Consider the following 19,069-nt stretch of genomic DNA (forward strand, 5'->3'; position numbering starts at 1 on the left):
CGTGTCTTCCCCGCCTGCTGGTTACGGCTATGACGCCACGAACCCGTGGCGCCTGCAAGCATTCCCTTGCGCCAGACGACTCACTTTGGGAGGCCGGTCAACGCCCTTCGGCGCGAGCGGGCAGGGTGGGCCAGTATTCGGGCGGCCTGCGTGCCCTCGTACGTTGTTCATAGTCGTATCCCAGCGCGATCAGGCGTGCCTCGCTCCAGGCCGGTCCCATGAACGTGAGGCCGAGCGGCAGGCCGTCGCTGTGGCCCATCGGGACCGTGAGGCTGGGATACCCCGCGACCGCCGCCGCCCCGTAGCCGGCTCCCGGGAAGTGGTCGCCGGCCTTGTGGTCGGTCAGCCACGCCGGGCCCGTGGTGGGCGCGATCAGTGCGTCCAGTTGCTGGGCCTTGAGTGCCGCGTCGATGCCTCCGGGGCCGGCCAGCCGGCGCGCCCGGGTGCGTGCGGTGATGTACTCGGCTTCACCCAGGGCCCCTTTGTCGTTGGCCCGCTCGAACAGGTCCTGGCCGAAATAGGGCATTTCCGACAGCCGGTACTGCTCGTTGTAGCCGATCAGCTGCGTCAGCGTCGTCAGCGGCGCCTTGCGCTCGGCCAGGTAGCGTTCCAGGCCGTGCTTGAACTCGTAGAGCATCAGGTTCAGTTCGTCCGCGTTCCATTGCCCGTCGGTCGGGATCTCCGCATCGACCACGGTGGCGCCCGCTTCGCGCAGCACGCGCAACGCTTCCTCCAGCGCGGCGGCCGCGTCGGGGTGGATCTCGGCCTTGCTGCGCAGCACGCCGATGCGTGCGCCCTGGAGTGCGCCGGGTTTCAGGCGGGCACCGTAGTCCAGCGTGGTGTTCCAGGCGGCGTTGGTCGTCGCGGCGTCGGCCGGGTCCCGGCCTGCCAGCACGCCGAGCAGCAGGGCCGCATCCGACACGCTGCGGGCGATCGGCCCTGCCGTGTCCTGGCTGTGGGAGATCGGCAGGATGCCTTGCCGGCTGACCAGGCCCACGGTGGGCTTCAGGCCGACCACGCCATTGACTGCGGCCGGACACAGGATGCTGCCGTCGGTTTCGGTGCCGACGCTGATCGCCGCCAGGTTGGCGGACACGCCTACGGCGCTGCCGGAGCTCGAGCCGCACGGGTTGCGGTCCAGCGCATACGGGTTGCGCGTCTGGCCGCCGCGGCCGCTCCAGCCGGAGGTCGAATGCATCGAACGGAAGTTCGCCCACTCGCTCAGGTTGGCCTTGCCCAGGATCACCGCGCCGGCTTCGCGCAGGCGGCGCACCAGGAAGGCGTCCTGGCCCGGGCGGAAATCCTTCAGCGCCAACGAGCCGGCGGAGGTCGCCATCGGAACAGCATCGATGTTGTCCTTCAACAGCACCGGAATGCCGTGCAACGGGCCGCGGACGGCGTTGGCGCGCCGCTCCACATCGCGCAGTGCCGCTTCCTTGAGCGCATCCGGATTCAGTTCGATGACGGCGTTGAGTTGCGGGCCGGCCTTGTCGACGGCCGCGATGCGGTCCAGGTAAGCCTGGGTCAGCCGGCGGCTGTCCAACTCGCCCGACTGCATGCGCGACTGCAGGTCGGCGATGTCGAGTTCGGCGTAGATGAAGTCGGTGGGGGCCGGCGGAGCGGCCGCCTGCGGCGGCGCCGGCTGGCAGGCCGCCAGGGCGAGCATCAGGCCGAACGGCAGCAGGGATCGACGCATGCGGACACCTTCGCGAAGTTGCCGCAGGCTACGCAGCCGTCGCCCCGCGCGTCAAATCCGCTTGCGCCGGCGGATGTCGCGCCAGAGCACCCACACGATCACCAGATTGACGATGAGCAACGCCCAGGTGTGCCAGCCGGGGTGGTGGTAGAGCGCGTAGACGTCCAGCGGAAGGTAGGCGGCGGAGCCGATGCAGCCCAGCCACGAGGCCCATGCGCGGGCACGCCACAAGCCCCAGGCTTCCAGCAGGCGCATGCCGGCATACACCGCGATGATCAGCACGGCCACGTGGACCGACTCGGGGTTGATGCGGTCCAGCCACTGGCTCATCACGCCGGGGCCGGCGTCGGGGATGAAGCGGGCGACGATCGCCTGCACGCTCTCGCGCAGGCGATCAGGACCAAACGCCAGCAGTCCGCCGGCGAAGGCCAGGGCCAGCACGCCCTTGGCGCCCTCGAACAGGGCGATGGCGTGCAGGCCGGGATGCGCCTTGGGGTCCGGGTTGTAGGCGGTCTCGTCCAAGGCGCGGCGCGGCGGTCAGGCCGCGCGGGAGGCGCGCTTGCGGTCGCTCTCGGTCAGGAACTTCTTGCGCAGGCGGATTTCCTTCGGCGTGATTTCGACCAGTTCGTCGTCGTCGATGAAGTCCAGCGCCTGCTCCAGCGAGAACTTGATCGCCGGGGTCAGCTGGATCGCATCGTCCTTGCCCGAGGCGCGCATGTTGGTCAGCGGCTTGGTCTTGATCGCGTTGACGGTCAGATCGTTGTCCTTGGAGTGGATACCGATCAGCTGGCCTTCGTACACGTTGTCGCCCTCGGCGGCGAACAGCTTGCCGCGCTCCTGCAGCGGGCCCAGCGAGTAGGCCGGCGTGGCGCCCGGCGCATTGGCGATCATCACGCCGTTGAGGCGCTTGGCGATGGCGCCCTGTTCCTTCGGGCCGTAGTGGTCGAACACGTGGAACAGCAGGCCCGAGCCCTGGGTCAGCGTCTTGAATTCGTTCTGGAAGCCGATCAGGCCACGCGCCGGGATCTGGTAGTCCAGGCGCACGCGACCCTTGCCGTCCGGTTCCATGTTCTTCAGCTGGCCCTTGCGGACGCCGAGCTTCTCCATCACGCCGCCCTGGTGGGTTTCTTCCACGTCGACGACGAGCTGCTCGATCGGCTCCATCAGCTGGCCGTCGATTTCCTTGATGATCACTTCCGGGCGCGACACGGCCAGCTCATAGCCTTCGCGGCGCATGTTCTCGATCAGCACCGACAGGTGCAGTTCGCCGCGGCCGGAGACCAGGAACTTGTCGGCGTCTTCCAGCTGTTCGACCTTCAGCGCGACGTTGTGCACGGTCTCGCGCTCCAGGCGCTCCTTCAGCTGGCGGCTGGTGAGGAACTTGCCGCCCGACAGGTCCTTGTTACCGGCGAACGGCGAATTGTTGACCTGGAAGGTCATCGAGATCGTCGGCTCGTCGACCGTCAACGCCGGCAGCGCTTCCGGGGTGTCCAGCGCGCAGATCGTGTCGGAGATGGTCAGGTCCTGGATGCCGGAGATGGCGACGATGTCGCCGGCCTCGGCGCTGTCCTGTTCGATCCGCTCCAGGCCCAGGAAGCCCAGCACCTGCAGCACCTTGCCCTGGCGCTTCTTGCCTTCACGGTCGATCACGGCGACCGGCATGTTCTTCTTCAACGTGCCGCGCTGGATGCGGCCGATGCCGATCACGCCGACGAAGTTGTTGTAATCCAGCTGGCTGATGCGCATCTGGAAGGCGCCTTCCGGATCGACTTCCGGCTTCGGCGCGTGCTGCATGATCGCTTCGTACAGCGGGGTCATGTCGCCGCCGCGCACGCTGTCTTCCAGGCCGGCGTAACCGTTCAGCGCCGACGCGTAGACGATCGGGAAATCCATCTGCTCGGGCGTGGCGCCCAGGCGGTCGAACAGGTCCCACACCTGCTCCACGACCCACTCCGGACGCGAGCCGGGGCGGTCGACCTTGTTGATCACCACGATCGGCTTGAAGCCCATCGCGAAGGCCTTCTGGGTGACGAAGCGCGTCTGCGGCATGGGGCCGTCCATCGCGTCGACCAGGATCAGCACCGTGTCCACCATCGACAGCACGCGCTCGACTTCGCCGCCGAAGTCGGCGTGGCCCGGGGTATCGACGATGTTGATGCGGTTGCCGTTCCAGGTGATGGCGGTGTTCTTCGCCAGGATCGTGATGCCACGTTCCTTTTCCTGGTCGTTGCTGTCCATCACGCGCTCGGCCAGCACGGTGCGCTCGGAGAGGGTGCCGGACTGCTTCAGCAGCTGGTCGACGAGGGTGGTCTTGCCATGGTCGACGTGCGCGACGATCGCGATATTGCGGAGGTTTTCGATGGACATGGATTCTGGGATCGGAAAAACGCACCCGGGTACCCCCTTCGAAGGGGCAGGGCGCGAGGACGGGGAGGAAAGAAGGCGGCGTATTATAGCGGGCTATGGCGTGCTAAGCACCTGATTTTCCGAACAACGCCAGAATGGATGCCGCCAACCGGGAGGGAGCGCCCTTGAAATCGCCCCGGATCGTCGTGATCTGGGATGCGGATGGCGCCTGAACGGGCGTCTGCCTTCCCTTGGCGATCCCTGCGGCCCGCCCCCTTTCTACCCCTGGAGAACCACCCGATGAGCCAGCTGACCGCCACTTTCGATACTTCCCGCGGCCCGATCACGATCGAGCTGTACCCCGACAAGGCCCCGCTGACGGTGGCGAACTTCGTCAACCTGGCCAAGCGTGGCTTCTACGACGGCCTGAACTTCCATCGCGTGATCCCCGATTTCATGATCCAGGGCGGCTGCCCGGAAGGTTCCGGCCGCGGCGGCCCGGGTTACCGCTTCGAGGACGAAACCACCAATGGCGTGCGCCATGAGCGCGGTGTGCTGTCCATGGCCAATGCCGGCCCCAGCACTAATGGCAGCCAGTTCTTCATCACCCACGTGCCCACCCCCTGGCTGGACGGCAAGCACACCGTGTTCGGCAAGGTCACCGAAGGCCTGGACGTGGTCGACGCCGTGAAGCAGGGCGACCTGATCACCAAGGTCACCATTGCCGGCGACGCCGACGCCGTGCTGGCCGCCAAGGCCGACCGCGTGGCGGAGTGGAACCGCGTCCTGTCCGCGTGATCGAATGAAAGGGCCGGTCATCGACCGGCCCTTTCTTCTTACGGAGCACCACCATGAAGGACCATTGCCGGCGCGCGATCCGCGTGGCCATGTTGCTGGCCGCCACCTTGGCGCTGGGTGCCTGTACGAAGGACGCGGAGACCCCGTCCGATCCCGCCGCGGCGACCGCCGTCGAGGCGTCGGCGGAGAGCTTCCAGCAGAGCCTGGAAGGCGTGTGGAGTACGAACGACAGCGAAGGCGACGACGCCGAAACCCTGTACGCCATCGCATGGCAGCCTGACGCCGGGCTGCAGGTCGTGCGTGATGGCGCCTGGCTGGATGGCAAGGTGGAGGATGTCGACCTCGACCTCGACAACGGCACACTGGCCCTGCACCTGGCCTCCGAGACCGGGCCCAGCGAGACGGTGACCCTGCGCAAGCTGCAGGACGAGAGCGGAAACGGCTTCACCCTGCGCATCACCTGGGGTGCCGGCCAGACCGACGACCTGGGCTTCGTGCGCCGGTTGACCGGACGCGACCGCAACGAGCTCGCCGCTGCCGTGGCCGCGGTCCAGGCGCCGGAGACCGCCGCGGTATGCGACACCGATGCCCCGGCCGGCAGCGTCCGCGCCACTCTGGTCTGCGGGCACGAGGAGTTCGGCGCGCTGGATGCCGGCATGCGCCGGCAGTTCAAGGAACTCGCCGACCGCTATCCCGACGGTGATCGCACGGTCCAGGCCGCGACCCGCCAGTTGGATGCCTGCGACACCCCCGCCTGCCTGCGCGCGGCGTATGCCCAGTGGCAGGCCTATTTCGACGAGAACTACGACCTTGGCGACGTGGTCGACTACCTGTGACGGGGCAGGCTTGAGCCGACGGGCCTAGACCATGGGCTAGTCGGTCGCGGCGGGGTGGCGTGATACCATTTTGCGCCGCAAAAAAACGGCGGCGACGCTCTCTAACCGTTTCCACGCGAGGTTGTGCAATGCCCCTGCTTGCCCGGCGCATCGGTCGCGCCAAGCCAAGTGCGATCATGGCGGTGGCCGAAAAGGCCAAGAAGCTGAAAGCCGACGGCCGCGACATCATCAGCTTCTCGATCGGTGTTCCCAATTTCCTGCCCGGTGACCACGTCTACCAGGCCGCGCGCGACGCGCTGGCGAAGGACTCCGGCCAGTACGGCAGCAACCGCGGCACCGACGCGCTGCTGGACGCATTCCTGAAACACATCGAAGCGCTGGGCCTGACCGGCTACACGCGCGCCAACGTGTCCACCGGCATCGGCGCCAAGCACATCCTGTACAACCTGGCCGAGTCGCTGCTCGACGAGGGCGACACCATCGTCTACCCGTCGCCGTACTGGACCACCTACGCCGACATCGCCGACATCGTCAACGCCAAGGCCGTGCCGTTGCCGTGCCCGGCCAGCCAGGATTACAAGCTGACGCCCGCGCAGCTGGACGAAGCGCTGACGATCCACACGCCGAAGGTCTTCCTGTTCAACAATCCGTCCAACCCGACGGGCATGGTCTACACGCGCGAGGAAGTCGCTGCGCTGGCCGATGTGCTGGTGAAGCATCCGGAGACCTGGATCGTCACCGACGACATCTACAACCGCATGCTGTTCGACGGACTGGCCTACACCAATTTCGTTCAAGCGCGGCCGGAGCTGCGCGACCGCACGGTGTTCGTCGATTCGCTGTCCAAGACCTACGGCATGCCGGGCTGGCGCGTGGGCTTCATGGCCGGCCCCGAAGTGGTCGCCAAGGCGCTGACCACGATGAATTCCAACCACATCACCAACGTGCCGGAAGTCGTCACCGCCGCGGCCATCGCCGCGCTCACCGGCCCGCAGGACGTGCCTGTCGCGAAGAACGCCGAGTTCCAGGCCAAGCGCGACCAGGTGCTGGCGGCGATGGAAGCCATCCCGGGTGTGGTGTGCCCGCGTCCGCAGGGCGCGTTCTACGTGTTCCCCGACATCAGCTGCGCCTTCGGCAAGTCGCACGACGGCGTGACGATCGCCAACGACGTCGACTTCTGCAACGCGCTGCTCGAAGCGAAGGGCGTGGCCTGCGTGCCGGGCTCCGCGTTCGGCGAGCCGCGCGCGCTGCGCATCAGCTACACCTGTCCGACGCCGCAACTCGCGCCGGGCCTGCAGCGTTTCCAGGAATTCTTTGCCGAACTGAAGTAACCGTTGCGTGGGCGCAGGCCCACTCTTTCCCCACGCGGTGGGCCGACGCCCACCCTACGAAACCCCGAGGAACCGCACCATGAAAACCCCCGTCCGAGTCGCCGTCACCGGCGCTGCTGGCCAGATCGGCTACGCGCTGCTGTTCCGCATCGCTTCCGGCGAAATGCTGGGCAAGGACCAGCCGGTCATCCTGCAGCTGCTGGAGCTGCCGCTGGAGAAGGCCCAGGCCGCGCTGAAGGGCGTGATCATGGAGCTGGAAGACTGCGCGTTCCCGCTGCTGGCCGGCGTCGTCGGCACCGACGATCCGGAAGTCGCGTTCAAGGACGTCGACGTGGCCCTGCTGGTCGGTGCGCGTCCGCGCGGCCCGGGCATGGAGCGCAAGGACCTGCTGCTGGAGAACGCCAAGATCTTCACCGCCCAGGGCGCCGCGCTGAACAAGGTCGCCAGCCGCAACGTCAAGGTGCTGGTGGTCGGCAACCCGGCCAACACCAATGCCTACATCGCGATGAAGTCCGCGCCGGACCTGCCGTCGAAGAACTTCACCGCCATGCTGCGCCTGGACCACAACCGCGCGCTGTCGCAGCTCGCCAACAAGGCCGGCGTGGCCGTGGGCGACATCGACAAGCTGGTCGTGTGGGGCAACCACAGCCCGACCATGTACCCGGACTACCGCTTCGCCACCGTCAACGGCCAGTCGCTGAAGGACAAGATCAACGACGCCGACTGGAACGCGAACACCTTCATCCCGCAGGTCGGCAAGCGCGGCGCCGCGATCATCGAAGCGCGCGGTCTGTCGTCGGCCGCTTCGGCCGCCAACGCCGCCATCGACCACGTGCGCGACTGGGTGCTGGGCAGCAACGGCAAGTGGGTGACGATGGGCATTCCGTCCGACGGCAGCTACGGCATTCCGGAAGGCGTGATGTTCGGTTTCGCCGTCACCACCCAGAACGGCGAGTACACGATGATCAAGGACCTGCCGGTCGACGATTTCAGCCAGAAGGCCATCGACAAGACCCTGGCCGAGCTGGAAGAAGAGCGCAGCGGCGTGGCGCACCTGCTCTGATAGCGGGCACGTCGCAGGCGATGAAGAAGGGGTGGCGCAAGCCGCCCCTTTTTTTGTCGTGTTACTTTCTGGGTTTCCTCAAGGGGGTGGGTGATGCGGAAAGGAAGGATGTTGCTGGTCGTGGGACTGGCCCTGGCGATGCCGTCGCTGGTGGCGGCGCAGGAGGCGCGATACCTGCAGCCTCCCGAACCGCTCCTGCAGGTGTTCCGCGCACCGCTCAATCCGTCGCCGTCGCTGGACCCCACCGGCACGCGGGCGATCCTGATCCGGCAGTCGCAATATCCACCGATCGCCCGCGTCGCCGAGCCGTATCTCAAGCTCGCGGGCGTTCGCGTGGAGCCCCGCAATCACAGCCGCCACGATCGTTCCAATGGCTACGGCATCCGTACCTGCCTGGAAAGCTTCAGCGTGCTGGAGCTGGCCAGCGGAAAGGAAACCACCGTTGCGTTGCCCGCGGGCGCATGCCCGGGTACGCCGTCGTGGTCGCCGGATGGCACGCGCTTCTCCTTCGACAACACCACCGATGATGGCGTGGAGCTGTGGGTGGGCCGCGCCGCCGATGGGCAGGTGCGCCGCGTGGAAGGCGTGAAGCTCAACACGATCCTGGGCGGTGCGGTGCAGTGGCTGGGCGACAAGCACTCGCTGCTGGTGAAGCAGGTGCCGGCGGACATCGGTGCCGCACCGGTGCGCTCCGCGGTCCCTCCGGGCCCGGAGATCAAGGAAGCCATCGCCGGCAAGGGCGAAAGCAGCACGTACGAAGCGCGCGACACCTTGTCCGGTCCTGAAGACGAGGCCCTGTTCGACCATTACGCCACGTCGCAGCTGGCGGTGGTCGATGCCGACACCGGCACGGTGACGCCCGTGGGCGCCAAGGCCGTGTATGGCGCGGCAGACGCTGCGCCGGATGGTCGCCACGTGCTGGTGGAAGTGCTGGCGCGGCCGTATTCCTACGTCACCACCTGGCAGCGTTTCGCCAAGGACCTGGGCGTTCTCGACCTGGCCAATGGTCGTATCGTGCCGGTGGCGAAGCTGCCGGTCGCCGACCGCGTGCCTGTGCGTGGCGTTCCCACCGGTCCGCGCAGCCATGCATGGCGCGCGAACCAGCCGGCGACGCTCGTGTGGGCTGAAGCGCTCGATGGCGGTGACTGGAAGAACGACGTGCCGGCCCGCGATCGCCTGTTGATGCTCGCCGCGCCGTTCACCGGCAAGCCGAAGGAGATCGCGCGCCTGAAGCAGCGCTACGCCGGTCTCGCCTGGTTCCGCGAAGGCGGTCGCGCGCTGACGCACGAGTACGATGCCAACCGCAACTGGCAGACCACGACGCTGGTGGACGTGGACAAGCGCGTACCCGCGCGCGTGCTGTGGGACCTGTCGAGCGATGAGCTGTACGCCGACCCGGGCAATCCGGAGTACGACCGACTGCCCAACGGCGCGTGGGTACTGCGCGAGGAAGACGGAGCGCTGTTCCTGAGCGGCATGGGCGCCACGCCGCAGGGCAACCGGCCCTTCCTGGATCGCTACGTGATCAAGGACGGCAGCACGCGCCGCCTGTTCCGCAGCGATGCGGCGGCGTACGAAGTCTTCGTGGGCTTCGAAGGAGACGACACCCGTCGCCTGCTCACCTGGCACCAGTCGCCCAAGGATCCGCCCAACCTGCAACGCCGCACGCTGGGCGATGCCATCCAGGGTGCAGGTCCGGCGGAAGCGACGTTGCGCTCGGAGCCCGCACCGCTGACCCGCTTCCCGGATCCCACGCCGCAGGTGCGCGACATCAAGAAGCGCCTGGTGACCTACAAGCGCAAGGATGGCGTGGAGCTGTCCTTCACGCTTTACACGCCACCGGGCTACAAGGAAGGCGAACGCGTCCCCGCGATCCTGTACGCCTATCCGATGGACTACGCCGACCCCTCCAAAGCGGGGCAGGTGAGCGGTTCGGAGCAGACGTTCACGCGCCTGTCGAACTATCGCCTGCTGCTGCTCGCCGGCTACGCCATCATCGACAACGCCTCCTTCCCGATCGTCGGCGATCCGAAGACGGCCTACGACACCTACCTAGAACAGTTGGTGGCGAACGCGGAAGCCGCGGTCGACAAGGCGGTCGAACTCGGCGTGGTCGATCGCGACCGCATCGGTGTCACCGGGCACAGCCATGGTGCGCTGATGGCCGCCAACCTGCTGGCCCACTCGGATCTGTTCCGTGCCGGCGTGGCGTCCAGCGGCGGCTACAACAAGACGCTGACCCCGTTCGGCTTCCAGAACGAACGCCGCTCGTTCTGGGCGGCACCGAAGGTGTACGACCAGGCATCGACGTTCTTCCATGCCGACAAGGTCAACGAGCCGCTGCTGATCGTGCATGGCAGCGACGATGCCAACCCGGGTACCGAATCCCTGCAGTCGCCGCGGTTGTTCCAGGCCATTCGCGGCACCGGCGGCACCACCCGCCTGGTGATGCTGCCGTTCGAACCGCACTGGTATACGGCGCAGGAATCGAACGAGCACTTCATCGCCGAAATGCTGGCCTGGTTCGACCGCTACGTGAAGCCCGCGCCCGCCAAACGCAACTGACGCAGCGCTGCCGCAGCTCCAGGGAAACGCCGGGTCCGCGCCCGGCGTTCTTCTTTCGGGTGCGACGGAATGTCCCATGCGACCAAGGTAGGAAGGTGGCCGCGGCAGGGCGGGTCTATGCTGGTCCCGGTGTCGGATCTGGGAGGTTCGCATGGCATACGAAGACGTCTACCGGCGCTCGATCGAGCAGCCCGAGGCCTTCTGGGGCGAAGAGGCGAAGGCCATCCATTGGCACGCGCCGCCACGGCAGGTGCTGGAGTATGCCCAGCCTCCGTTCCGTCGCTGGTTCGTCGGCGGCCGGACCAACCTCTGCTACAACGCGGTGGATCGCCATGTCGCCGAGCGCGGCGACCAGCTGGCGCTGGTGGCGGTGTCCACCGAAACCGATGTCACCCGCGAGATCACCTACCGCGAGCTGTACCGCGAAGTGAACGCCTTCGCGGCCGTGCTCAAGCGGCTCGGTGTCGGCCGTGGCGATCGCGTGGTCATCTACATGCCGAACATGGCCGAAGCCGTGTTCGCGATGCTGGCCTGCGCGCGCATCGGTGCCGTGCATTCGGTGGTGTTTGGCGGCTTCGCCGCGCACAACCTGGCGCTGCGCATCGACGACGCCCAACCGAAGCTGTTGATCGCCGCCGATGCGGGCAGCCGGGGCGGGAAGATCATTCCCTACAAGCCGCTCATCGACGAGGCCTGCGCGAAGGCGAACACGCCGCCGGCCAAGGTGCTGATCGTGTCGCGCGGCCTGGATCCGGCGGAGCCGAAGGTCGCCGGCCGCGATGAGGACTACGCCACGCTGCGCGCCGCCGTCGGCGACGCCGAGGTGCCGGTCGAATGGCTGGAGTCGAACGAACCCAGCTACCTGCTCTACACCTCCGGCACCACCGGCAAGCCGAAGGGCGTGCAGCGCGATGTCGGCGGATATGCCGTCGCGCTCGCGCTGTCGATGCGCACGGTGTTCGACGTGGGGCCGGGGCAGGTGATGTTCTCCACCTCCGACGTCGGCTGGGCGGTGGGTCATTCGTACAACGTCTACGGGCCGCTGATCGTCGGCGCCACGTCGGTCCTCTACGAAGGCCTGCCGACCGCACCCGATGCCGGCATCTGGTGGGCGTTGTGCGAGCAGTACGGCGTGCGCACGATGTTCTCTTCGCCAACGGCGGTGCGCGTGCTGAAGAAGCACGACATCGATTTCATCAAGCGCCACGACCTGTCCGAGCTGAAATACCTGTTCCTCGCGGGCGAGCCGCTCGACGAACCGACGGCGCACTGGATCACCGATGCGATCGGCAAGCCGGTGATCGACAACTACTGGCAGACCGAGACCGGTTGGCCGGCGCTGACGTTGCTGCCGGGCCTGGACATGAAGCCCGTGCGGTTCGGTTCGCCCGGGTTCCCGAACCTCGGCTACAAGATGAAGGTGATCGACGAAAGCACCGGCGAGGAGGTCGGGCCCGGCCAGAAGGGCGTGCTGGTCATGCAGCCACCGTTGCCGCCGGGGTGCATGACGACGATCTGGAACGACGACGCGCGCTTCCTCTCCAGCTACTTCAGCCACTTCAAGGAACTGCTGTACAGCTCGCTGGACTGGGCGATCCGCGACGAGGACGGCTACACCTTCATCCTCGGCCGCACCGACGACGTCATCAACGTGGCGGGCCATCGCCTGGGCACGCGCGAGATCGAGGAATCCGTTTCCGGCTTCCCGGCCGTGGCGGAGGCCGCCGTGATCGGCGTGGCCGACGAACTGAAAGGGCAGGTGCCGGTGGTGTTCGCCACGTTGCGGCAGGCCACCGACGAACCGCACGAGCGCGTGCAGGCCGCCGACGGCATGCGGCGCACGGTGGAGCAGAGCCTGGGCGCGGTCGCGCGGCCGGCGCGCGTCTACATCGTCAATGCGTTGCCGAAGACGCGCTCCGGCAAGCTGCTGCGGCGCTCGCTGCAGGCGCTGGCCCAGGGTGCGGATCCTGGCGATCTTTCCACGCTCGACGATCCGAATGCGCTGGAGGAAGTGAAGCGCGCGTTGGAGCGCGGGCCCGAGGTCGGTAGCTGACCGTCAGCGCGCAGGTGGCGATGGCGTGGCCGGGTCCACGCTGCCATCGAGCGTCCAGACCACGTCGCGGCCCTGCGGATCGCGGCTGAGCGCGAAGCGTGCGCTCGCGCCGGGGGTGAGCGGCAGCGGCGAGGGTGGCTCGTCGTTGTCGCTGTCGTCGTTCGCTTCGATCACCGTGCGTTCGCCCGCATGCCCCGGCAGCGGCACGATGAAGAGCCCCTGCGCATCGATGCGCCGCCGCGCCTTCATGTTGCCCAGGTCGCCCACGCCCGCGATCGCGCCCTCGGTTTCCGCCAGCGGATTGCGGAAGTTGACCAGCAGGTCGGCCTTCGTCGGCGGGCGGCCCGGCACCGACAGCGTGCCGTTGCGCACCAGCAGGTCGGGCCAGACATCGCCGTTCTCCGGCAGTTCGCGGTAGAGCGCAGGCGATACGCCCGCGTGGCTGCCTGTCGCGATGCTGTCCAGCGCGGCCACCAGGCCGAGGAAGTAGAGCTTGCGCAGGCGCTGCTTCTGCACGTCGCCCTCGATGCCGCCGGCCTCGATCAGCACCGTGCTGGCACCCCACTGCGTGGTGAGGTCGCCGAACGCACGCGGGTCGAAGGTTTCGTCCCAGCGCGCGATATGGCCGGCCAGGTAGGGCTCCAGCGCCGTCCGGATGACGCCGGTCACCTCGATGGCGCGGGTGCGTACTTCGTTGACGTCGGCGGCATGGTTGTAGGGCGGCGACAGCAGCGCGATGGCGGTGCCGCGGTCGGAATCGCCGGCGCGGTAGCCCACGCGCTGGTCGTGCAGGTTGAAGCCGTACATCGGCTTCACCCGGTCGTACAGCGCCTTCAGCGTGCGCGCTTCGGGCGTCGCCAACATGCGTGCATCGCGGTTGATGTCGATGCCCTGCACATTGCGGCGCTGGAAGCGCGCGGCACCATCGGGATTGAGGATCGGCAGGACGTGCAGCGTGGTGTTCGCATGCAGCGCCTTCACCTGCGGATCGTCCGGATGTTCGCCGAGGAAGCGGAACAGGTCCGCCAGCACCATCGTGGCCGTGCTCTCGTCGCCATGCATCTGCGACCACAGCAGCACCTGCGTCGTGCCTTCGCCCCAACGCACGTGGCGCAGGGGACGGTTCTCCACGCTGCGGCCGATGTCCTCCACGTGGAAGCCGCGCGCGCGCTCCAGCAGCGGCGTGGCCACGGTCCACCAGTGCTCGGCCGTGAACACGCGGTTGTCGAGCCCGGCAGCACGCAGCTCGGCGTCGTAACGCGCATCGAGCGCGGGCAACCAGGCGGGCGGCGGCGGCACCGGCGTGGAGGCGGTGGCCGGTGGGTGCGGGTTGGAGGCGTTCCGGGCGATGGTGGTCGGGGTCATCATCGTCAGCAGCAGGCACAGGACGAGGGCAGGGCGCATTGCAGGCGACACGGTGGACGGACGTCCGCAGGGTCCCTGCATGCGCCCGCGATGTCAAACCCGCGCGCGCCTCATGCCGGTGGCGTGATGCCGGTGTAGCTGGCGCGCGGGCGGATCAGGCGGCCCTGCGCCTGCTGTTCGAGCGCGTGCGCCAGCCATCCGGCCAGACGGCCTGCGGCGAACATCACCAGCGCGGGCGTCGCCGGCAGCCTATTGAGGTGGCAGATCGCCGCAAGCATGAAGTCGATGTTCGGGCGCAGGCCGCTGATGTCTTCGGTGGCCGCGACCAGGGTTTCCAGTGCGGCCATCTCGCGCTCGCCCGCATGGCGCTCGCGTGCACGCGCCAGCAGTTCGGCGCCACGCGGATCGCCCTGCGGATACAGTGCGTGGCCGAAGCCGGGCAGGTCGTCGCCGCGTTGCCAGCGCTCGCTGATGAAGCGGCGCGCGTTGCCGGCCTCACGGGCATCGGCGATGAGTGCGTACGCACGCGCCGTCGCGCCGCCGTGGCGCGGTCCGGACAGCGCGGCGAGGCCACTGCAGACGGTGGCGTGCAGATGCGCCCCGGTGGAGGCGACCACGCGCGCTGCGAATGCCGAGACATTCAGTTCGTGGTCCGCGCAAACGACCAGCGCGGCGCGCACGAGGTCGGCGAATCCGTCATCGCCCGGGTGCCAGGCCTGCGCGAGCACGCGGTGCACCGGCGCACCAGACGGCGGCTGGGCGACCAGCAGCGCCGCGTTGTGGCGCAGCAGTCCCGCGGCGATCTCGTGGCGCACGCGGGGCGCGGAATTGAAGGAGTGGCGCACATCCAGCGCCAGCAGCGGGATCGCCGCCATCGCGCGCTCCAGCGGCGGCAGAGAGGCATCGGACGCGAGTGGCGCGACGACGGCCGGCCAGTGGGCCAGCGAACGCGCAGTGAACGGGTCCTCGTCGCCGCAGTCCCAGAGTTGCCGCGCCACGTCTTCCAGCGTGGCGCCGTCGTGGACCATGCCGATCGCCGAACGCCCCCGGTAATACGGGCCATCCGGCCGGATCAGCGAAATCTGCGTCTCCAGCACGGGCAGGCCCCGGTCCAGGCTCTGCGCCGCGCCCCGCGCCGCGCCGCGCCCCACCTGCTTGCGCTGGGCCAGCCGCTCCACGTCCTGGCGCAGGTAGAGGCGGCTGCGGTGGTCCTTGCCGGGACGCGACTCCAGCAGGCCGCGGCTGACGTAGGCGTACAGCGTGGCCTGGCTGATGCCCAGCAGGCGGCAGGTGTCGCGGGCGGACAGTAGGTCGGTCGCGGAGGCCATGGAGAAATATTGATTCGTTCGATCAAGATTGATCAACCCTGCGGATGGTGCCAGATTTGCGTCCCGAAGAGGGGCGTACCCTTCACGCACCTCCGGCACCGGCTCCGCGCCTGGGCCACTCGCTGACCGATGAGGAGTCACGTCGCATGAACACCCCGTCCGCAGGCGCGAAATTCCGCGCCGCGCTCGCCACCGAATCGCCGCTGCAGGTGATCGGCGCGATCAACGCCAACCACGCGCTGCTCGCCAAGCGCGCCGGCTACCAGGCGATCTACCTGTCCGGCGGCGGCGTCGCCGCGGGATCGCTGGGCCTGCCCGACCTGGGCATCAACACGCTGGAAGACGTGCTGATCGACGTGCGCCGCATCACCGATGTCTGCGATCTGCCGCTGATGGTCGACATCGACACCGGCTTCGGCCCCAGCGCGTTCAACATCGAGCGCACGGTGAAGTCGCTGATCAAGGCCGGTGCCGCCGCGTGCCACATCGAGGACCAGGTGGGCGCCAAGCGCTGCGGCCATCGCCCCGGCAAGGAAATCGTGTCGGCCGGCGAGATGGTCGACCGCGTGAAGGCGGCCGCCGACGCGAAGACCGATCCCGACTTCTTCCTGATCGCACGCACCGATGCCATCCAGGTCGAAGGCGTCGAGGCCGCCATCGAGCGCGCCATCGCCTGCGTCGAGGCCGGCGCCGACGGCATCTTCGCCGAGGCCGCCTACGACCTGCCCACCTACCAGCGCTTCGTCGATGCGGTGAAGGTGCCGGTGCTCGCGAACATCACCGAGTTCGGCAAGACGCCGCTGTTCACCCGCGACGAACTGGCCTCGGTCGGCGTGGCGATCCAGCTGTATCCGCTGTCGGCGTTCCGCGCGATGAACAAGGCCGCGGAGAACGTGTACGAAGCGATCCGCCGCGACGGCCACCAGAAGAACGTGGTCGACAGCATGCAGACGCGCGAGGAACTGTACGACCGCATCGGTTACCACGCCTTCGAGCAGAAGCTCGATACCCTGTTTTCCGCAAAGAAGTGACGTAGGGAGTCCACCATGAGCGAAACCACACCCGCACCCGGCTTCAAGCCCAAGAAATCCGTCGCCCTGTCCGGCACCGCCGCGGGCAACACTGCGCTGTGCACGGTCGGCCGCAGCGGCAACGACCTGCATTACCGCGGGTACGACATCCTCGACCTGGCCACGACCAGCGAGTTCGAGGAAGTCGCCTACCTGCTGGTGCACGGCAAGCTGCCCAACCGCGCCGAACTGGCCGCGTACAAAGCGAAGCTGAAGTCGTTGCGCGGTATTCCGGCCGCCGTGAAAGCCGCGCTGGAAGAACTGCCGCCGTCCGCGCACCCGATGGACGTGATGCGCACCGGCGTATCGATCCTCGGCTGCGTATCGCCCGAGAAGGACGACCACAACCATCCCGGCGCGCGCGACATCGCCGACAAGCTGATGGCCTCGCTGGGTTCGATGCTGCTGTACTGGTACCACTGGAGCCACAACGGCCGCGCGATCGACGTCGAGACCGACGACGATTCGATCGGCGGACATTTCCTGCACCTGTTGCACGGCGAGAAGCCGAAGGACAGCTGGGTGCGCGCGATGCACACCTCGCTCATCCTGTACGCCGAGCACGAGTTCAACGCATCCACCTTTACCTGTCGTGTCATCGCGGGCACCGGCAGCGACATGCATTCGGCCATCGCCGGCGGCATCGGCGCGCTGCGCGGTCCGAAGCACGGTGGCGCGAATGAAGTGGCGTTCGAAGTGCAGAAGCGCTACGAGTCGCCCGATGAAGCGGAAGCCGACATCAAGGCACGCGTCGAGCGCAAGGAAGTCGTGATCGGCTTCGGCCATCCGGTCTACACCACCGGCGACCCGCGCAACGACGTCATCAAGAACGTGGCGAAGGATCTTTCCGCCGAGCAGTCGAGCATGAAGATGTACGACATCGCCGAGCGCCTGGAGTCGGTGATGTGGGACATCAAGAAGATGTTCCCGAACCTCGATTGGTTCAGCGCGGTCAGCTACCACATGATGGGCGTGCCGACGGCGATGTTCACCCCGCTGTTCGTGATCGCGCGTACCAGCGGCTGGAGCGCGCACGTGATCGAGCAGCGCATCGACGGCAAGATCATCCGCCCGAGCGCCAATTACACGGGGCCCGAGGATCTGGAATTCGTTCCGCTGGACCGGCGCTGATCGAAGTCGAACCCGCATGGCACCCACGTCCCCTCTCCCGCCTGCGGGAGAGGGCAAAGGGTGAGGGCGTTTTTTTGCACCGGCCCGGACGACCTGGCCTTCGTGCCGATCGACCAGCGCTGAGGTCCGCACTCGCGCCCTGAGGGGCCGTTTCGACGAAGGTCGGGCGGCCCCGTGTCGTTTGTGTGATCCGCGTGGCAGCCGCAGGTGGCCGTGCCGCGGTACTACTGGCGGACAGGGGAACGCCGTAGCCGTGGGAGGGGCCCGCCGCGCGGCGTGGGGGGATGCCATGCAGACCAGATGGAGCAAGACCGAGGCCGGGCGCAACGAGATCCAGCAGCGCACGCGCAAGCTGCCGGCGGGGTTGCGCTCGATCCTGTTGCTGGTGGATGGCCAGCGCAGCGACGACGAACTGCAGGCGATGATGAGCGGGCTGCATGCGCCCGATGATGCCTTGCGCCAGCTCGCCACCGACGGATTGATCGAGCGACGGTCCGGGGCGGCATCGATGCTGGCCGCGGTGGCCGCCACGAAATCGAACGACGGTGCGCCCGTGGTGATCATGACCTCCGCCGAACGCTACAACCTGCTGTACGCGCGCATCACCGACGACATCCGCGCGCACATCGGCCTGAAGGGTTACTTCCTGCAACTCAAGGTCGAGCGCTGCGCCAACGCGGACGATCTGGAAGCCTTGCTGCCCGATGTCGCCACCGCGATGACGAAGGCGCGCGACCACACCTTCGCCACGCGCTGGCTGGAAGAGGTGCGCGCGTCGCTGGCCTGACGCGCGCCGTGCGGGGTCAGGCCAGGCCTTCGGCCTTCAATGCGGCCTGCACGCCGGCATCGGCCTCCATGCGCTGCTTGAACGCGGCGAGATTCTGCAGGCCCGACAGGTCCACGCCCGTGCGGTCGGCCCAGCGCAGCGTGATGTAGAAGTAGGGATCGGCGAAGCTGCGGAAGCCGGCCAGCCAGTCGCGGCCTTGCAACTGCCTGTCCGCCTGCTCGAACAACCCGCGCAGGCGCTTGCGCGCCGCGTCCTTCACCGCATCGAATTGCGTCTCGTCGCCGATGAAGCGGGATGGGCCGAACAGCGGATGGAACGCGGGGTGCACGTCGGAGTTCACGAAGGACAACCACTTCGCCGCCAGCGCGCGCTGCTGCGGCGAACCGTCGCCGGCCAGGTGCGCCTGCGGATAGGTGTCGGCGATGTAGCCCATGATCGCGGCGTTCTGGGTCAGCACGAAATCGCCATCGACGATCGCCGGTACCGCGCCGGTGGGATTGATCGCCAGGTACGCAGGCTCCTTCATTTCGGCGGCGGTCATCACCTGCACGTCGAACGGCTGGCCGGTCCACTGCAACGCGATGTGGTCGGCGGTCGAGCACGCGCCGGGCTTGGTGTAGAGCTTCATGGTGTCCCCTGGGAAAAAGAAAGGCCCGCGATTATCGCGGGCCTCGAATGTTTCCAGCGTGATGCGCGGTGC

Annotated in this window: 15 protein-coding genes; 9 read left to right on the forward strand and 6 right to left on the reverse strand. The window is 67.7% G+C overall.

The genetic code is table 11. The features are described from left to right. Window positions 1-97 precede the first annotated feature (97 nt). From ASD72_RS04960 to typA, 3 genes are read right to left on the reverse strand one after another with little or no spacing between them, the layout of a single operon-like run. Window positions 98-1,696: an amidase gene (locus ASD72_RS04960; protein WP_056878837.1), complete on the reverse strand. Its 1,599-nt coding sequence runs from the start codon at window positions 1,694-1,696 to the stop codon at window positions 98-100. Between the two features lie 51 nt (window positions 1,697-1,747). Then, the gene (locus ASD72_RS04965; protein WP_056878838.1) at window positions 1,748-2,218 is read right to left on the reverse strand and encodes a DUF2127 domain-containing protein; all 471 of its coding nucleotides are present in this window, start codon (window positions 2,216-2,218) and stop codon (window positions 1,748-1,750) included. 15 nt (window positions 2,219-2,233) lie between these two features. Continuing rightward, a complete protein-coding gene (gene typA, locus ASD72_RS04970) occupies window positions 2,234-4,063 on the reverse strand; it encodes a translational GTPase TypA (RefSeq protein WP_056878839.1) in 1,830 nt (609 codons plus the stop codon). Window positions 4,064-4,342: 279 nt separating this feature from the next. Here typA and ASD72_RS04975 point away from each other — a divergent pair, with 279 nt between their 5' ends. The 6 genes from ASD72_RS04975 to prpE all read left to right on the forward strand — a co-directional run bounded on the left by ASD72_RS04975 (window position 4,343) and on the right by prpE (window position 12,688). Next, a complete protein-coding gene (locus ASD72_RS04975; RefSeq protein WP_056878840.1) occupies window positions 4,343-4,840 on the forward strand; it encodes a peptidylprolyl isomerase in 498 nt (165 codons plus the stop codon). 53 nt (window positions 4,841-4,893) lie between these two features. Continuing rightward, the gene (locus tag ASD72_RS04980) at window positions 4,894-5,676 is read left to right on the forward strand and encodes a hypothetical protein (RefSeq protein ID WP_056878841.1); all 783 of its coding nucleotides are present in this window, start codon (window positions 4,894-4,896) and stop codon (window positions 5,674-5,676) included. A gap of 128 nt (window positions 5,677-5,804) precedes the next feature. Further along, window positions 5,805-7,007, forward strand: a complete 1,203-nt coding sequence (locus tag ASD72_RS04985; protein WP_056878842.1) for a pyridoxal phosphate-dependent aminotransferase — start codon at window positions 5,805-5,807, stop codon at window positions 7,005-7,007. Between the two features lie 79 nt (window positions 7,008-7,086). Then, window positions 7,087-8,070: a malate dehydrogenase gene (locus tag ASD72_RS04990; protein ID WP_056878843.1), complete on the forward strand. Its 984-nt coding sequence runs from the start codon at window positions 7,087-7,089 to the stop codon at window positions 8,068-8,070. Between the two features lie 138 nt (window positions 8,071-8,208). Further along, window positions 8,209-10,635 (forward strand): prolyl oligopeptidase family serine peptidase, encoded by a 2,427-nt coding sequence (locus ASD72_RS04995; protein WP_235577940.1) that lies wholly within the window; start codon window positions 8,209-8,211, stop codon window positions 10,633-10,635. A gap of 151 nt (window positions 10,636-10,786) precedes the next feature. After that, a complete protein-coding gene (gene prpE / locus ASD72_RS05000) occupies window positions 10,787-12,688 on the forward strand; it encodes a propionate--CoA ligase (protein WP_056878845.1) in 1,902 nt (633 codons plus the stop codon). A gap of 3 nt (window positions 12,689-12,691) precedes the next feature. Here prpE and ASD72_RS05005 read toward each other — a convergent pair whose 3' ends face one another. Next, window positions 12,692-14,092 carry a M14 family zinc carboxypeptidase gene (locus tag ASD72_RS05005; RefSeq protein WP_056878846.1) on the reverse strand — a complete coding sequence of 467 codons (1,401 nt, stop codon included), beginning with the start codon at window positions 14,090-14,092 and terminating at the stop codon, window positions 12,692-12,694. 71 nt (window positions 14,093-14,163) lie between these two features. Next, the gene (locus ASD72_RS05010) at window positions 14,164-15,381 is read right to left on the reverse strand and encodes a citrate synthase family protein (protein ID WP_056878847.1); all 1,218 of its coding nucleotides are present in this window, start codon (window positions 15,379-15,381) and stop codon (window positions 14,164-14,166) included. Window positions 15,382-15,527: 146 nt separating this feature from the next. Here ASD72_RS05010 and prpB point away from each other — a divergent pair, with 146 nt between their 5' ends. The 3 genes from prpB to ASD72_RS05025 all read left to right on the forward strand — a co-directional run bounded on the left by prpB (window position 15,528) and on the right by ASD72_RS05025 (window position 18,369). Continuing rightward, window positions 15,528-16,412 (forward strand): methylisocitrate lyase, encoded by an 885-nt coding sequence (gene prpB / locus ASD72_RS05015; RefSeq protein WP_056878848.1) that lies wholly within the window; start codon window positions 15,528-15,530, stop codon window positions 16,410-16,412. Between the two features lie 15 nt (window positions 16,413-16,427). Then, window positions 16,428-17,582, forward strand: a complete 1,155-nt coding sequence (gene prpC, locus ASD72_RS05020; protein ID WP_056878849.1) for a 2-methylcitrate synthase — start codon at window positions 16,428-16,430, stop codon at window positions 17,580-17,582. Window positions 17,583-17,871: 289 nt separating this feature from the next. After that, complete coding sequence (locus ASD72_RS05025; protein ID WP_056878850.1) at window positions 17,872-18,369, forward strand: hypothetical protein; 498 nt, start codon at window positions 17,872-17,874, stop codon at window positions 18,367-18,369. Window positions 18,370-18,385: 16 nt separating this feature from the next. Here ASD72_RS05025 and ASD72_RS05030 read toward each other — a convergent pair whose 3' ends face one another. Continuing rightward, window positions 18,386-18,997 (reverse strand): glutathione S-transferase N-terminal domain-containing protein, encoded by a 612-nt coding sequence (locus tag ASD72_RS05030; protein ID WP_056878851.1) that lies wholly within the window; start codon window positions 18,995-18,997, stop codon window positions 18,386-18,388. Between the last annotated feature and the right edge of the window lie 72 nt (window positions 18,998-19,069).

Origin of the sequence: Pseudoxanthomonas sp. Root630 (assembly GCF_001427585.1) — a bacterium.
Classification (GTDB): domain Bacteria; phylum Pseudomonadota; class Gammaproteobacteria; order Xanthomonadales; family Xanthomonadaceae; genus Pseudoxanthomonas_A.

Bases quoted from the DNA above. Each gene is read 5' to 3' on its own strand.
- ASD72_RS04995 (WP_235577940.1), top strand. From the start codon at position 8,209: ATGCCGTCGCTGGTGGCGGCGCAGGAGGCGCGATACCTGCAGCCTCCC.
- ASD72_RS04985 (WP_056878842.1), top strand. From the start codon at position 5,805: ATGCCCCTGCTTGCCCGGCGCATCGGTCGCGCCAAGCCAAGTGCGATC.
- typA (WP_056878839.1), bottom strand. From the start codon at position 4,063: ATGTCCATCGAAAACCTCCGCAATATCGCGATCGTCGCGCACGTCGAC.
- ASD72_RS05005 (WP_056878846.1), bottom strand. From the start codon at position 14,092: ATGCGCCCTGCCCTCGTCCTGTGCCTGCTGCTGACGATGATGACCCCG.
- ASD72_RS04980 (WP_056878841.1), top strand. From the start codon at position 4,894: ATGAAGGACCATTGCCGGCGCGCGATCCGCGTGGCCATGTTGCTGGCC.
- ASD72_RS04975 (WP_056878840.1), top strand. From the start codon at position 4,343: ATGAGCCAGCTGACCGCCACTTTCGATACTTCCCGCGGCCCGATCACG.
- ASD72_RS05030 (WP_056878851.1), bottom strand. From the start codon at position 18,997: ATGAAGCTCTACACCAAGCCCGGCGCGTGCTCGACCGCCGACCACATC.
- ASD72_RS04990 (WP_056878843.1), top strand. From the start codon at position 7,087: ATGAAAACCCCCGTCCGAGTCGCCGTCACCGGCGCTGCTGGCCAGATC.
- prpE (WP_056878845.1), top strand. From the start codon at position 10,787: ATGGCATACGAAGACGTCTACCGGCGCTCGATCGAGCAGCCCGAGGCC.
- prpC (WP_056878849.1), top strand. From the start codon at position 16,428: ATGAGCGAAACCACACCCGCACCCGGCTTCAAGCCCAAGAAATCCGTC.
- prpB (WP_056878848.1), top strand. From the start codon at position 15,528: ATGAACACCCCGTCCGCAGGCGCGAAATTCCGCGCCGCGCTCGCCACC.
- ASD72_RS05010 (WP_056878847.1), bottom strand. From the start codon at position 15,381: ATGGCCTCCGCGACCGACCTACTGTCCGCCCGCGACACCTGCCGCCTG.
- ASD72_RS04960 (WP_056878837.1), bottom strand. From the start codon at position 1,696: ATGCGTCGATCCCTGCTGCCGTTCGGCCTGATGCTCGCCCTGGCGGCC.
- ASD72_RS05025 (WP_056878850.1), top strand. From the start codon at position 17,872: ATGCAGACCAGATGGAGCAAGACCGAGGCCGGGCGCAACGAGATCCAG.